Origin of the sequence: Ensifer sp. YR511 (genome assembly GCF_900103045.1) — a bacterium.
In the GTDB taxonomy this organism is placed as follows: domain Bacteria; phylum Pseudomonadota; class Alphaproteobacteria; order Rhizobiales; family Rhizobiaceae; genus Ensifer; species Ensifer adhaerens.
Genome location: NZ_FNGR01000044.1, coordinates 1 through 13,503 on the forward strand (window position 1 = coordinate 1; position 13,503 = coordinate 13,503).

14 protein-coding genes and 1 pseudogene are annotated in these 13,503 nt (G+C 58.8%); 5 read left to right on the forward strand and 10 right to left on the reverse strand.

Annotated elements, in window-relative coordinates:
* Positions 1 to 130: 130 nt before the first annotated feature.
* The 5 genes from BLU15_RS35110 to BLU15_RS35130 form a co-directional block, all read right to left on the reverse strand.
* Positions 131 to 760 (reverse strand): recombinase family protein, encoded by a 630-nt coding sequence (locus BLU15_RS35110; RefSeq protein ID WP_090300115.1) that lies wholly within the window; start codon positions 758 to 760, stop codon positions 131 to 133.
* Positions 761 to 886: 126 nt separating this feature from the next.
* The gene (locus BLU15_RS35115; RefSeq protein WP_090300113.1) at positions 887 to 1,231 is read right to left on the reverse strand and encodes a hypothetical protein; all 345 of its coding nucleotides are present in this window, start codon (positions 1,229 to 1,231) and stop codon (positions 887 to 889) included.
* A gap of 11 nt (positions 1,232 to 1,242) precedes the next feature.
* Positions 1,243 to 3,384: a hypothetical protein gene (locus BLU15_RS35120; protein ID WP_090300111.1), complete on the reverse strand. Its 2,142-nt coding sequence runs from the start codon at positions 3,382 to 3,384 to the stop codon at positions 1,243 to 1,245.
* Complete coding sequence (locus tag BLU15_RS35125; RefSeq protein ID WP_090300109.1) at positions 3,381 to 5,165, reverse strand: phage integrase SAM-like domain-containing protein; 1,785 nt, start codon at positions 5,163 to 5,165, stop codon at positions 3,381 to 3,383. Before BLU15_RS35125 ends, BLU15_RS35120 begins: the two co-directional genes overlap by 4 nt.
* The gene (locus BLU15_RS35130; protein WP_090300107.1) at positions 5,162 to 6,625 is read right to left on the reverse strand and encodes a tyrosine-type recombinase/integrase; all 1,464 of its coding nucleotides are present in this window, start codon (positions 6,623 to 6,625) and stop codon (positions 5,162 to 5,164) included. The genes BLU15_RS35125 and BLU15_RS35130 overlap by 4 nt, the downstream gene beginning before the upstream one ends.
* A 144-nt stretch (positions 6,626 to 6,769) precedes the next feature.
* Here BLU15_RS35130 and BLU15_RS35135 point away from each other — a divergent pair.
* A pseudogene (locus tag BLU15_RS35135) lies at positions 6,770 to 7,156 on the forward strand (zincin-like metallopeptidase domain-containing protein); the annotation flags it as partial.
* Positions 7,157 to 7,588: 432 nt separating this feature from the next.
* On the opposite strand, the gene BLU15_RS35140 reads toward BLU15_RS35135, so the two are convergent.
* On the reverse strand, positions 7,589 to 8,605 hold the full coding sequence (locus BLU15_RS35140) for an AbrB family transcriptional regulator (RefSeq protein WP_176960451.1): 1,017 nt from the start codon (positions 8,603 to 8,605) through the stop codon (positions 7,589 to 7,591).
* A 123-nt stretch (positions 8,606 to 8,728) separates the two neighbouring features.
* Between BLU15_RS35140 and BLU15_RS35145 the strand changes: the two genes are divergently transcribed.
* Positions 8,729 to 9,598 carry a LysR substrate-binding domain-containing protein gene (locus BLU15_RS35145; RefSeq protein WP_143034324.1) on the forward strand — a complete coding sequence of 290 codons (870 nt, stop codon included), beginning with the start codon at positions 8,729 to 8,731 and terminating at the stop codon, positions 9,596 to 9,598.
* A gap of 122 nt (positions 9,599 to 9,720) precedes the next feature.
* Here the strand turns inward: BLU15_RS35145 and BLU15_RS40735 are convergent, their stop codons facing one another.
* Positions 9,721 to 9,849 carry a hypothetical protein gene (locus BLU15_RS40735; protein ID WP_256386719.1) on the reverse strand — a complete coding sequence of 43 codons (129 nt, stop codon included), beginning with the start codon at positions 9,847 to 9,849 and terminating at the stop codon, positions 9,721 to 9,723.
* A gap of 92 nt (positions 9,850 to 9,941) precedes the next feature.
* On the opposite strand from BLU15_RS40735, the gene BLU15_RS41055 reads away from it, so the two are divergent.
* Positions 9,942 to 10,391, forward strand: coding sequence for a zincin-like metallopeptidase domain-containing protein (locus tag BLU15_RS41055; protein WP_371590365.1), 450 nt, complete (start codon positions 9,942 to 9,944; stop codon positions 10,389 to 10,391).
* 382 nt (positions 10,392 to 10,773) lie between these two features.
* Complete coding sequence (locus BLU15_RS35155) at positions 10,774 to 11,085, forward strand: DUF736 domain-containing protein (protein WP_090301762.1); 312 nt, start codon at positions 10,774 to 10,776, stop codon at positions 11,083 to 11,085.
* Positions 11,086 to 11,129: 44 nt separating this feature from the next.
* On the opposite strand, the gene BLU15_RS35160 is transcribed toward BLU15_RS35155, so the two are convergent.
* From BLU15_RS35160 to BLU15_RS35170, 3 genes are all read right to left on the reverse strand, one after another.
* The gene (locus BLU15_RS35160; RefSeq protein WP_090301764.1) at positions 11,130 to 11,408 is read right to left on the reverse strand and encodes an HU family DNA-binding protein; all 279 of its coding nucleotides are present in this window, start codon (positions 11,406 to 11,408) and stop codon (positions 11,130 to 11,132) included.
* A gap of 35 nt (positions 11,409 to 11,443) precedes the next feature.
* Entirely contained in the window at positions 11,444 to 11,752 is a 309-nt protein-coding gene (locus tag BLU15_RS35165; protein WP_090301766.1) for a WGR domain-containing protein, read from the reverse strand.
* Positions 11,753 to 11,862: 110 nt separating this feature from the next.
* On the reverse strand, positions 11,863 to 13,056 hold the full coding sequence (locus BLU15_RS35170; RefSeq protein WP_090301768.1) for a DUF1173 domain-containing protein: 1,194 nt from the start codon (positions 13,054 to 13,056) through the stop codon (positions 11,863 to 11,865).
* Positions 13,057 to 13,319: 263 nt separating this feature from the next.
* On the opposite strand from BLU15_RS35170, the gene BLU15_RS39745 reads away from it, so the two are divergent.
* Positions 13,320 to 13,463 (forward strand): hypothetical protein, encoded by a 144-nt coding sequence (locus BLU15_RS39745; RefSeq protein WP_176960452.1) that lies wholly within the window; start codon positions 13,320 to 13,322, stop codon positions 13,461 to 13,463.
* Positions 13,464 to 13,503 lie beyond the last annotated feature (40 nt).

The window sequence follows — 13,503 nt, forward strand, 5'->3', positions numbered from 1 at the left end:
ACATCCATTATCTGAACGGCCAATCTGTCTCACCTAACTGTTTAGGCGCTCGCATGGCCACCCGAAATAGCCGGCGCGGCGTGATTTCGGTGAGTACGCTTGTTGCTGACGACGGCGCCTTGGTCTTGCCTTAACGGGTCGCGATCCTTGGCAGGTTCTCAACGGATTTGGTGCGCTTAACGATATCACCGACCGTGTTCTTACTGATGCCAAGATCACGGGCGATCCAGCGATAGCTGCGGCCTTCGGCGACAAGCGCGAGAACTTTGGGTGCAAGCCGGTCGGATTTGGGTCGTTGCCCAGTCTGACGGCCAAGTTTTTTGCCCCGTGCCTTTGCTGCGGCGAGGCCGGACTTGACCCGCTCGCTGATCAAGTCACGTTCAAATTCGGCAATGCCGGCTAGAAAAGTCGTTAGCATCCGACCATACGGCGAGGACAAGTCGAAGGTCACACCGTTTGTGGCGATGACCGACACTTTCCAATTTGCCAGCGCGCGTAGCGTGTTAAGAAGATCGATGGTCGAACGGCCCCATCGTGAAAGCTCCGTGACAAGGATGGCGTCGATTCGTCTGGCCTGGGCGAGCGCCATGATCTTTTTGCGCTCAACCCGATCAAGCTTCACGCCTGAACCCGTCTCTTTGAAAACCGCCACGACGTCGTAATGGGCGCGAGCAGCGAACGATATCAGGTCGCGCTGCTGCCGCTCACACGACTGGTCGGCGGTCGAAACCCGACAATAGATGGCGGCACGTTGTCCCAATTGAACCTTCCGGGATTTTAGGATCGGAGGGCCTTGATAGGGATGGAGCGAGCGTTGTCCAGAACAGACTATAATTTATTGGGGACAAGACATGCCGCCGATGACTGTTCCGGAGCGACGGCAGCGCTAGCCGTCATCCAATTTGCCCACTACCGACAGCAGTTTACCATTCCTATTGGCGCTGTCGCGTTGCAACAGGGCGCGGACCTGAAGGTGCTGGGCCACCACATTCGCTGCGTCGCGCTGATCGCGCGTCGCATCGATCTGCTGGTGCTGTTTGAGAGGCGGGGACGCGGTCTCGGCCAAAATCGCTCTGAGCTCCGCCACGATTGCCGGAGCGCGGTTTGCAGTTGCCCGGCTGACATTGGCCTCGCGCGCCAGATTGGTAACCGTCAAACGTCCATTGGTCCGGGTTGCATTGCCGCAGACAAGCCGGGTCAATGCGGCACGTAGCGCGCGGTCGGTCGACATGCTGACCGGCTTCAGGGCGGTTCCTCCCGGAGGGGAGCGATCAGCTTGCGCATTCGATCTCGGTCTTGCCGGATGGCGCTGCGCTGCAGGTTCGACAAGCGCCTTTCTTGCAGCATGGCTTCGGCATGCGCGATTGCTGCTTGCCACGCTGGCAAATGGCGGCGTGCAATGCAGGAGTTCGGGCAGCGATCGGGAGCGCAGTTCGACAGGATAGGCTGGCTTGTTGAGGTCCCTGACCGGGTGAGGCAGAGTGCGGTTGCCGGCTCGAAGAAGCAATCGTTCAGGTAGCCGACATGCAGCGTGCGTGCGAGGTGAGCAAGCATTGCCTTCATGCGTTTGCCATCCGCAATGACGCCGGGCAAGGAGCCAATCTCCTTCGTCACCCGTTCGATCTCGTGTATGACGCGCGATGCGCCCGGGCCGGTCAAGCGTTCTCCGCGTCGTGCCGCTTCATAGTGCTCTACGATGTCATCGAGCTGGCCCAGATAGTGTTCCTGTTCCACTTCCTGACGGAAGCCGGAGGTCGATGAGCCGGCATAGCCGTCGAAAATTGCCACGGAGGCATGCTTGTACTGGATCTTGCCGGCGACCACTCCGAAGGGGCGGTTGGCGATATACCAGGCCACAGTGCGGCGGAACTGCCGCGTGTTGAAGATCCAGCATCGCCCATCCACGAGCGGGATCGCCGGTTCATCCGCGGTTCCGAAACGCCGGTCCAAGTTCTGGCGGAACCCATTGATACGTTGCACCACGTGCGGCACGCCGCCATCTCGGGCAACTTTACGATGAAGAGCGACCCAGATGCAGCCCTGCCTGCGCTGTGGCCGATGTCTTGCCACGAGGCGCTCAGCCACTTCAATGGCGCGTACAACTGGCGCGATCGTCACCCACTCCTCGACGCTCCCGCGCTCTTCACGCCCTTTGTAGACGGTACTGCGTATAGTCAGCCGCTCAATCATACCATCGGCGCTGCGTTTGCGCTGCAGGGAGCCGGATTGCATTGCCTGGACTTCACTATCGCGCATGCCGGTCAGATAAGCGCACAGGATGTAAGCGGCGGTCTGGAGCTGGCGCTCTTCGTGTGCCAGGGAGAAATCATCGAAGCGAGACCGCCATGGACGCCCGCTCGTCGGATCGATGGTGATCGGCGTGTCCATGCCACCGTGCTCGACGCCGAGCTCCTGCACGGCTTCGAGCAGAAGGGCAAAAGCCGCCTTATTCTGGATGAGGTTGCTCGGACGCACACAGCTCTGCAACGAAATGAGCCGAATGTTCAGTACTTCCCCCTTGAGCCATTTGCCTCGAATGAGAGCATCTCGCAGGCCTGCAATGTCGGCGGGGTCATTCCACACAGGGATGCCACGGCCAGCACGGCGGCGGATGTCGATGTAGGACGTCACGCGTGCGACGACGCTGCCCGCAGGAGCTCCGCGCGGGCGGGCCGAATAGCCCGCTTCCAGTTCATCCAATTCCTCGCGTGCTGCAAAGATGTCGATGGAAAACAACTCGACATAGCGAAGCGACCATCGCAGCAGTTCGGCGATCACCGCGTCGGGTATGCGCGGTGTCACATTCTCATACGTATGCCCGCTACAGCCTGCCACTCTGTAGGGTGGTGCGCCGTTCCAGGGCACAAGACTTAAGCCGCCATGCGTCAGGAAGCGGGCCAGCCGATGCAACTGCAAAGCCGGCCTCAAGCACTCAGCGATCCGGTACGGCGAAACCGAGCGGTTCTTCTGAAACACGAGATAAGCATTGAGAAGATCCTGATCGATGAGAGCTGCATCGAATCGTCCCTCTCGTTCCCGAACGAAGGTCATAAGCTGACGTAGCGTGCCGAGCGCCGCCCGTGCACTCATGGGCCGTAGCCGACGCGCGGCGTCTGGCAATCGCTCGTTAAGCCAGGCGTAAATGTATTCCTTGGCGGTGAGCTTCTCCCGCGGACAGGTGATGGTGCTGAAGTCAAGCGTGCGGAAGGCATGCCGTGCCATGTCCTGAAAGATTGCCGGATCGAGATCCCAGACGTCGTCGCCAAAACGAGAAAGTGCTTCCCGATTCGTCCCATCCTTCAGCTTCATCGACTTAAGAACAATGTCAGTGTCGCTGCGGATGCTGGAGGTGCGCGGGATGTGGCCGAGATTTGCCGCTGTCATCGTGCTATCGCCTCTACCGGCAGATAGAGGAGCATCGGATCTCTTGCATCAGTCGTCCTTCGGGCCGCTTCCAATACCTGTGGAGCAAAGGCAGGAATGATCTGATGAGTGATGCGATGCCAAGCGCGCGCGAACTTGACTGACCACTCTTCGGCATTGAGGGCAGCACGCTGATCGGCCATGAACGATTGGAATGCGAGGAGCGCCGGGAGCTTGCGCTCGCTAATGACGGCGTTCTCGCATTCCAAGCACCCCCAGAATGGCGTGGGGCAGGGATCGCCGGCTTTTGCGAACGGGCTATCGTAAAAGTTACCGCATCGCGCCATCCACACGTCTTGGTCATCTTTTGCGGGAGCCTGGTCCTGCGGCTCGACGGCAGGGTTCTCCTGCTCGCTGGTGACGAGGCGTGGTCTGAGCGCAGCGTCGAGAGCGTCGTGAAACGCGTCAGCTAACGTCTGTTCATGGACATGGCGCAGGGCAGGTATGTCGGCATAATGCCTGGCTGCGACAGGGATCGAATGGCCGACGGCGAACTGCTCGAGTTGCCCATTGGTGCGACGATACCATTCGGCTTTAAAGGTCTTTCGAAGCCGGGAGAGCTGCAAGCGCAGCGGCCTGCCCTCATCATCTGTAAGTTTGTAGCGTTCGACAAAAGCATCGACTCCCTGCGTGCCATCGTCGCTCAGCGATCGCAGGCCGTTGACGGTCCAAAGGACCCACAATCGATCTGAACCAGTGTGCCGGCGTGCCCGTTCGGTCAATGAGATCGCGAGCCGCATTAGTCCGCCTGGCGTGGCGATCGATCCGTCCCGCACCCGCACGTGTTTCCATTCCGAGCCCCGCGCCCGAGGCTTGTAATACTCGATCTCGACATACCCTCGGGTAGGATTGCGCAAGCAATCGGCCTTCAGACGGTTCAGGCACTCCATCTCCATACCGGTCTCCAGCGACAGCAGCACCAGGAACGCGGCGAAGTCGCTTACCGTTAAGTGGAATCCTCTGTGCGGCAACTCGATCTTGCAATCAATCTTGTGATATCGGGCGAGATTTGCGAAGCGTTTGAAGGCGGGATGTTCTGCCTCGATCCAGCTGGATCTTGCGATCTCAACGAGGACGGCATCATAAAGAACGCGCAGCCGCGTACCGGCGCTAAGTCCGAGTGGAGGCGCCGGAAGGTCGTCGCCGAGTACGATGCGCTCACGGGCGTTTGCCACTTGTGTCCGCGCAGCGGTTCGCAATGCTTCGGCAATCCCACTGCTGTAAGCGTCACGAGGGCGCCCGCCGCTGCCGTGACCACGCCCCAGATAGCGCAAACGCGATACGACGTCGGGTGTGAGCACGCCAGGACGATCGTTGACGGCGATCCGCAATACACTGATCAGTGTCGCCAGAAGTTGCCGCTGGGACGATCGGTTCCCTGCATTTTGCTCCAGCCAATCTTCGTAACCGTCAATCAGCTCGACGGTTACGTCACCCAGTGCACGTATTGTGTGGCGCTGAGCATCGAGAAACGACCAAAACCGCCGCAGCATCTTCACGCTATTGCGTACTGAGCGCCAAATTGGGGTTGGTCCCATCTGACGGATTCGTTCCCGGAGCAGCGGCGCGATCTCCACGACGAAGGATGAGGGAGTCAAGTCGGTTAAATCCACGATAAACTCGTTGCCCGTATCAACACGCACGGCGAAGCGGCGCGGATCGACAGTCGTAGTGGTCGCGGCGGTATCCGCGTCGGAGCTATCTGACTGCGGCGGAAATTTGGCCAGCCTCCCCCGTCTCATGGCGCGAACTCCTCGGATCCCGCGTCTAGCCCGAAGTTGCTTACGGCCGCATCGACGATCTCCTGACTGTCGGCAAGATGGTCGAGATAGATGTAAGTGCTTTCGATACGGCTGTGCCCCATCAGCCTTTGAAGCTTGAGCAGCGGATCGCCGATCATCCGTCGATAGGCGGAGCCGAGCTGTGCCGATCGTTCGCTGACCACCCACCGGACCTGCTCGCGCAAAAGCAGCGTCAACATGTGGACGGCAAAGCTATGACGGAGCATGTGGGGAGTGATATGCATGTCATCGAAACCGAGGTGGCGGCATCGTTCGCTGGCCCGCATGAACACGGCTTCCCAGGCCGCCATCGACACTGGCTGCCCATCCTCGGTCAGCCAGAGCGCCAGGGGTGAGCCGGTCGTCTTGTCGATGAGGCGTACCCGATCCGATGGACGCAACTGGTCGACGCTTACTCTGACCGTGTGATCGCCGTCGGCTAGGCGTAAAGCGCGATGCTCATATGCGGCTACTGTGATTGATCGAGGCATCCGGCAGATGCGCCCGCGCCGCCGGTGACGTCCAAGAGCATTCTCCCGCTCAATCAAACCATAGTCGTGAAGTTGCCTGATCAGACGAATAGGCATGCGGATATCCCGCCCACGCGACCCCTTTGCCGTCGCAGCAGCCAGACGGAAGGCTAAAGAGCGGACTGGAGAGCCTGTTTCGGTATCCAACGTTGGCAATTCGCTCAGCAGCAGGCTCGATGCTTCCTGTAATCGCAGACCTGTCGTGATCAGCAGTTCCGCAAACAGAGCATTGCGCGTACCATTGCGTCCGCGCCAGCTCGGGTCTTCCTGCCCGTCAGGAAGTCTGCCGCGCAGTCCGACGTCGCGAAAAACCAAATAGCGCGGCATATCCAGGAATTGCACATCTCCGTTGCGACCTCCACTCTCCTTGGCACAGTTGATCGCCACGGAGACGACCGCGCCCGAGGTCGGTGCCCGTGACCATAGCTGCCTGTAAGTGAAGGGGGCCGTTGTGATGATCTTCTCATCGACGGCCCATCTATAGAGCTTGTCGAGAGCCGCGATCGTTCGGTTCCAGGAAGAGGCCGAGATGCGGAAGGGCGGCTCGGACAGGCGCCGGGCCTGGTGGAACGCGGCGATGTCGTCACGGTTCGCAGCCCATACAGACTTGCCGCCCCGACGTTCTTCCAGAAAACGCATCCACACGACGATGTCTCGCGCATATGCGCGAAGGCTGTTCAGGGAGCGTACGCCCATGGTCGGGCAGGATCGCAAGAAGCGATTGAGGTTGTGGTCGTAGGATCCTTCTCCGCCAAGAATGAAGGGCATACCCTCAACGAGCCCGAGCTTCTCTGCAGCCGCTATCTTGTCTGCCTCTAACGCGTGTGCAACGCCGTCGATCGTCACCGAACGAGGCAGGGCAGAAAGGTCGGTGAAGAAGAGCTGGGGCAAGAGGACCTCTTCGAGCAGCGATGTTTTGCCGGGACGGGCTCGAGCCCGCCCCGGCAAAACATCGCCCCATCGCGCAACGCCGCGCGTTCTAATTGCCGGATATGTTGATCATGAAGCCGTGACACTTGTGAGACACGGCCGCAGAGCCGAGATAACATCCAAATGCCGCCGATCGAAACGTTCCGGGATGTGGAAAGCTATTATGCAACGCTTGCGCATGAAGAAATCCACTGGGCCGGTGCAGCCCACCGTCTCAATCGTGATCTCTCCAGATACGCTAAGGATCGGTCGGAGCGCGCCCGCGAAGAGCTGATCGCCGAACTCGGTGCGGTGTATCTCGCGGCCGACCTTGGCATTGCTCCGGAGATGGAGCCGCGCCCCGATCACGCGAGCTATCTCGCATCATGGCTCTCGGTTCTCAAAAACGACAAGCGCTTCATTTTCCAGGCCGCCGCGCAAGCGCAGCGCGCCGTCGCCTACCTCCACGATCTTCAGCCGACGCGCCGGGCTGGATTTTCCATGTTGGGCTGAGGGCGCCTGGGTCCACCATTCTCGATCCTTCAATCTTTGCGGAAGGCACGCCCACAGCGGTCTCGATGGGGCATGTCTGACCGGAGACCGCCTCGCGGTGCTCGGCTCGATCGTCCTCCTGGATATGGAAAGCTGTTATGCAACGCTTGCTCATGAAGAAATTCATAATCCCGGCATCCAGATCATGGTGGCATCTGTCTGTCTAGATAGCCGGAAGTGGTCGCCTCCGGCCCACAGGTCTCGGTATCATCAGAGGGATTCGAGGAAGGCTAGGGGTGGAGGTCTTGGGCTACGCGGCAGGCCAGTGACAGCAAATAGACTGACGGGACTTTCGGATCCAAAATTGTGCGAAAGAGCGCGCGCCATTTAGCTTCGGAAGATCAGGATCTCTCCGACTGGCGTCATTGTGTGTTGGCACGTCAGGACCTCTTGTTACGCGAGCAAACCCTCTTTTCGTACGACGAGTAACAAGGCCGGTGAAAGATGCGCGAAAAGTAAACGCATCAAGTGCACCTTCAAAATAAAGGCGACATCCAACCCAGAAACTACCGCCACGAACGCGACGCTCTCGACGGCTCCAGGTACACAGGACAGCAACACGGTCACAACCTCATAATCTAACAGCCATGCAGCAAGCACCGCTATAGTAACCGTCCATGTTAGCGTCAGAAGCAGAGCGACGCCGCCAGCTCGGAGTGCCGGAAAAAACTCTCGCTTGTCGATGTTCTTTACGTTGATCGTTATCAAGGCCGCCAATAGGATGATTGCCCCATCGAGCATAAGCTGTGGAACGTGGAAGCCCTCCAGCAAACCCATGCTCGAACCAAAAGCGCCGAAGACCAACGCGACCAACATATAAGGCGCGGGTACGCCGCTGTTTGCCATTATTCGGCCGAGAACTAGACTTGAGGCAACGATTGCTGCCGCCACGAACAACACCGGAAGACTCAGGGCGAGCGGCTGGGTGGGTGCTGGGATGTGATTCCAAACGAGAAGACTGGCGGCGAAAGTCAGGAATATGATCCGCATCATATGAACGATCAGCACTTTCGGACCGGCAGCCGACTTGCCAAGCAGATCGAGCACGGCCGCCATGGCGCCAGGGTATGAAGCCAACGCCGCATCGGCTGCCGGCCAACGCGAAACCTTTCGGAGCCAGATGTAGCTCGTGCCGACCTGTAGGGTTAGACACAGTACCGTCAGTCCTGCGGCGGTGAGCCAGTCGGACGCCACGAGAGGATCGCTAGGACCTACAGTGATACCGAGCGAAATGCCGAGAACGATCTGCATGAATTGCAGGCTGAACGGAACAACCTGAGCACGCCTGTAAAAGCTGCAGAACAGGAGACCCGCTAGCGTCGCACCGATCAAGAGACCATTCGGTATGCTAAGTACCTCTAATAGATAGCCTCCGACAGCGGCGGCCAGTATGGGAAGAACATAAGTCAAACTAATCCTCAGGCTGCATATTGTTAACTTGGGAGATTGAGGTCCACTTTAGTTTGATGAATCAGTGTTGCGACAGATCGAGATTGCTATGGCTTGCATGAGGGCTTTGGCTTGGTAAGGCGATTGCCCAATCTGACCGCGTTGCGGGCTTTCGAAGCGGCGGCTCGACATGAGAGCTTCACGAAAGCAGCAAAAGAACTCGGAATGACGCAGGCTGCAGTCAGCCAGCAGGTTAAGGCTTTAGAAATTGAGATCGCCTGCCAGTTGTTCACACGGCGGCCTCAGGTGGTAACTCTGACGCCTGCCGGACGACAGCTATCGGAGCAGATGTCCTATGCCTTCGGCATCATGGGAGATGCATTTGACGGCCTGGCTCGCGCGGATGAAGCGGTTCTTTCAGTGGCAGCTCTGCCGAGCTTCGCAGCAGCGTGGCTTGTTCCGAGACTAGGTCAGTTCCAATTCGAGCATCCCAATGTCGCCGTCAGACTGAAGGGTGTCAGGGGCGACGTGGATTTGATTGAGAAAGGTTTCGATGTCTGCATACGACCGGGACGCGGCGAGTGGCCTGGCCTCAAAGGTCATGAATTATTCGCAATGAACTTCGCACCGATGTGCAGTCCATCCTTTCTCGAAAAGCACGGCCCCTTCAATACCCCCGCAGCGATGCTTTCAGCACCGTTGGTTGATCGGCATAGCCCATGGTGGCGTTTGTGGCTCGACGCCGCCGGTGAAACAGCATCTGTACCCGAAGGCAGCACGTTGCAGTTGGGTGCCCAGAACCTTGAACATATCGCCGCCTCGCAAGGTTTTGGGATCGCCTTGCTCACGCCGGCACTCTTTAAAGAGGAACTAGAAAAAGGGCAGCTTATCCAGCTTTTTGAAACCGTCGCCCATGATGGTCGTGGCTACTGGTTCGTGTATCCAGAAACGCGCAGTCGAACGACCAAGGTCAAGTTGTTCGCTGAGTGGATCCTCGCCCAGGCGCTTTCGTGAGCAAGGTGGCTTCGATATTCTATTGCAGAATAGGGACTTCTGCGACAACCGCAACGTCCCGCGTCCTGGGGCGAATCGGATGAAGGTCGCGTCCTCTTGGACCGACATACCTAACGCGACGTTCAGATTGATCGTCCTCTTTCCTTGTTTGAAACAAGGAGAACATGACCGTTCATCAATACTTCCGCTTTTTCAAAAATGCCGATGATCTCGGGAACATGTCCGCCGGGAACAACGCTCACTTCCTGCAAGCGCGCGTCATCCAAAAGGCGCTGCGGACAAGACCGTGCCGCCGCATCTGCGAAACGAGGCTGGGAAGACGGTCACGAACCTGGCGAACGCCGTGCCCCGGGTAGCGGCAGCGGCTCGGAACCCGGCTGAGGATCAGTCGGAGCGCGCCCGCGAAGAGCTGATGGCCGAACTCGGTGTGATGTTTCTCGTAGCCGACCTTGGCATCGCTCCGGAGATGGGGCCGTGCCCGGATCACGCGATCTATCTCGCATCATGGCTCTCGGTCCTCAAAAAACGACAGCGCTTCATTTTCCAGGCCGCAGCGCGCCGTCGCCTACCTCCACGATCTGATGCGCCGGGCTGGATTTTCCATGTTGGTTCATTCTGGATAGGTACAATCGGGTTGAACTCGACAATGCATTTACCTTCGAGGCGACCGCGCCGCTTGGCAGTTTCTGGCCTGCCTTCCTCAAGAAAATCGCGCTCACAGTCCAAAATGCCCCGCAGTCGGAAGGGTCACTGGTATCATGCGTTCCTGGCCGAGCCCCTCAGAGGGGGGTGAATGAAACGCGCGGGTGTTGCAGTTTTCATGCTGGCCTGAGAGCGTCTGGTTCCGCCATTCTCGATCCTTTCAATATTTGCGGAAGGCACGCCCATTGCGGTCTCGATGGGGCATGTCTGACCGGAGACCGCCTCGCGGCGCTCGGCTGGATCGTCCTCCCGCAACGGCCGGCTCGTTTTCTTCCCCTGACGGCGACGATCCCACGTGACAGCTCACGCGGGATCGTCTCCGTCATTCCTCGCGATAGCCAAGAAAGCCTCGGCCCATGACCGTTCTCCACTTCGTTGCGACCCTGCGGGTGCGGGCCGATCGTCCCCGGTCTTGTCGACAGCCATCGAGGTCGCGATGGGCGCGGCCCGAGCAACAGAAAAGGAATACGACAATGGCTACCATCGGCTCTTTCACCGCCTCGAACGACGGCTTCACCGGCACCATCAAGACCCTCAACCTCAACGTCAAGGCAAAGATCGTCAGGGTCGAACGCTCCTCCGAAGACGCCCCCGACTTCCGGGTACTGGCCGGCAATGTCGAGTTCGGAGCAGGCTGGCAGAAACAAGCCCGCGAAACCGAGCGCGACTACATCTCGGTCAAGCTCGACGATCCGAGCTTCCCAGCGCCGATCTATGCCACGCTCACCGAAGTCCACGGTCACGAAGGCCTCCAGCTCATCTGGTCGCGCAACACTCGCCGGTGAGCTGTACTAGAAAGCCCCGCCAATCAAGCGGGGCTTTTCTCACGTCACTTGTTAAGCACGTCCTTCAGCGCCTTTGCCGGCGCGAAGGTGAGCTTCTTGGCGGCAGCGACCTTGATGGTCGCGCCGGTCGCCGGATTGCGTGCTTCGCGCTCCGGCGTGTTCTTTACCTTGAACTTCCCGAAACCGGGAATTGAAGTTTCGTTGCCGGAGGTGGATGCGGCTGTGATGGCCGTAAACACGGCTTCCACTATAGCCTTGCCCTGAACCTTCGTCAGGCCATGTTCGCTTGCGATCTTATCTGCAATTTCGCTGGTCGTGGTCATAGTGAACTCCCGCTTGAAGATTCGAGATTTTTCCACTACGGAACTCTCTTGTCATCGACCATTACGCTCAACGAGCCGCCCTTGGCGGCATTTCCACAGCTTCCCATCGGCTCGTAGCCCTTTGCCCGCTTTCGGCGCGCGAGTTCGAGGAAGCGGGACACCGCGACGAGCTCATCCGAAAACGCCTCCGTCTTTTGCCGACCGCTCGTTCCGATCCGTCCCCACGAACGGACGACTGCTGTCTCGCCGAACAGCGTTGGCTGTATCGAGAGTGTGTAGAACCGCGCCATGTTTCTGCTTGGATCGGTGCGATGGCAATGGAGGCGATAGTGATAGAGCGACATGGAGAACAGAATCGGTGATCTGGTGCCCAACGTCCAACGACAGTTTTGAATCAATCGCGCTGCATTGATTCACAGGCTTGATAGGTCGAAATCAGTGCCGATCGCCTTTACTAGGGCAGGGGAGGCATGTCGCCATCGGCGACACGCCATAGCCAAGGCGCAACATCCGGCCGTGCATCGATCATTTCCTGAAGCGCAATCTCGAATTCCTCGCCGGCGCCGGGGGGCACGATATAGAGTGCTGCGGGACAGGGCTTCTGCTCAGGAAGCATCGCGTTTGCGAATGGCTGCGTGGTGGCAAGGTGGAAACGGAGGCCCTTGATGGTTTTTCGATACATCCTCGTCAATTGTTCCAGCAATCGCGCCTCATGGGTGTTTTCGACTGGAAGCCATTGTTCCGTGACGACCATCAAGGCGATCTCATTGATGGCGATCGCTCCCGACTCGGACGCGCCGATCGTCGCGATCGCGATTAAATGACAAGTCTCGTTTGCTTTCCACATGTCGAATTCGGCGGGAAAAAGCGAATTGAGGCGACGCCACAGGGCCTCTTCCAGGAAAAGGGAAAAACCAGGCAGGTGTTTGGCGATAATCCTTTGACCGCTTCTTGTCGGCGTGAACTCCTTTATCTCGCAGATCAGAACCATAAGGGGTTTCGAACCGGTGGCTGCACCATGAAGCGGCGCCAGGGCAGCATGTCGTCGTTGTTCGATCGCGAACTTGTCGTCGAGCCGGAATGGTTCTGGCACGAACAGCCGATTCGCGAGTGGCTCGCCCCTGACAGACATGGTGCGCGCCGCTTCCAGAAGGTGGTTGCGAACCTGCGGCCAGTGCCGCTTGCCCGCCCAATGTGCGGTCCATACCGCCAAGCCGCCCTGATGCCAGAGATAATGAAGGAGGGCACGCAGCGACATCTTGCGCACATCATTCTTCGCGGACCCCGAACCCGCCGATGTCTGCGTCGGCGCGGTACGCGGGCCCTTCTTGGAAAGTGAGAAATCCAGCTTCAAAGAAGCCACTCCGCTTTCCGCATCGATCTGGATAGCACTACCGATCAGGGAGCCCAGCCCCGACAATTCGTAGGGTGGCTCATAGGATTCGCACTCAGGAGCGTGCGCACCGCCGGTCAAAGGCATCCGCTTGATGACGAGTTGCTCCCCGACACTGGCAATGTACATCGCTACGCCCGACGTCCGGCAAAGGCAGACTGGGCGCAGCTTCGAGCGATAGGCCGCGGCTAGGTTTTCTTGAAAGCCTGTCGATTGCTCCTCGACAACAGTGTTCCCGATTTGGAAGCGCCTCATCCGTACAGTGTCTCCCCGAGTATGTCGAACCTTCGCCCCGGTGCCACACGAGACCAAACCCTGTCTGCTCAGAGCCGCGATTGTGCTGCGAGGGGAAAAGCCGCCTCAAGGTCGCGCAGCCCCTCCAATTTTGCCTGCGCTTGCGCTCCGACAAAATCGGTTCCTCCGCGCGCCGGCTCCGCCGGCCGCTGACGCGAACCTTGACCCGTCTTCTCCCCTCACAGCCGCTCAGGTCATCTTTCACAAACGTCAAGGAGACGAAGATGACGATGGAACAGCACATCGAGGAACTGCGCGCCGAACTCCGCAACGCCCCCACCCTTGAAGAGCGTCGCCAGATCGAGAGCGAACTCAACGCAGCGATTGAGCAGACAGATGCCGAAATCCAGACCTTGCCTCCTCACTAGGGGGCATCTTTCGGCGTTCGCTTAAGATGATGCCGCCGGA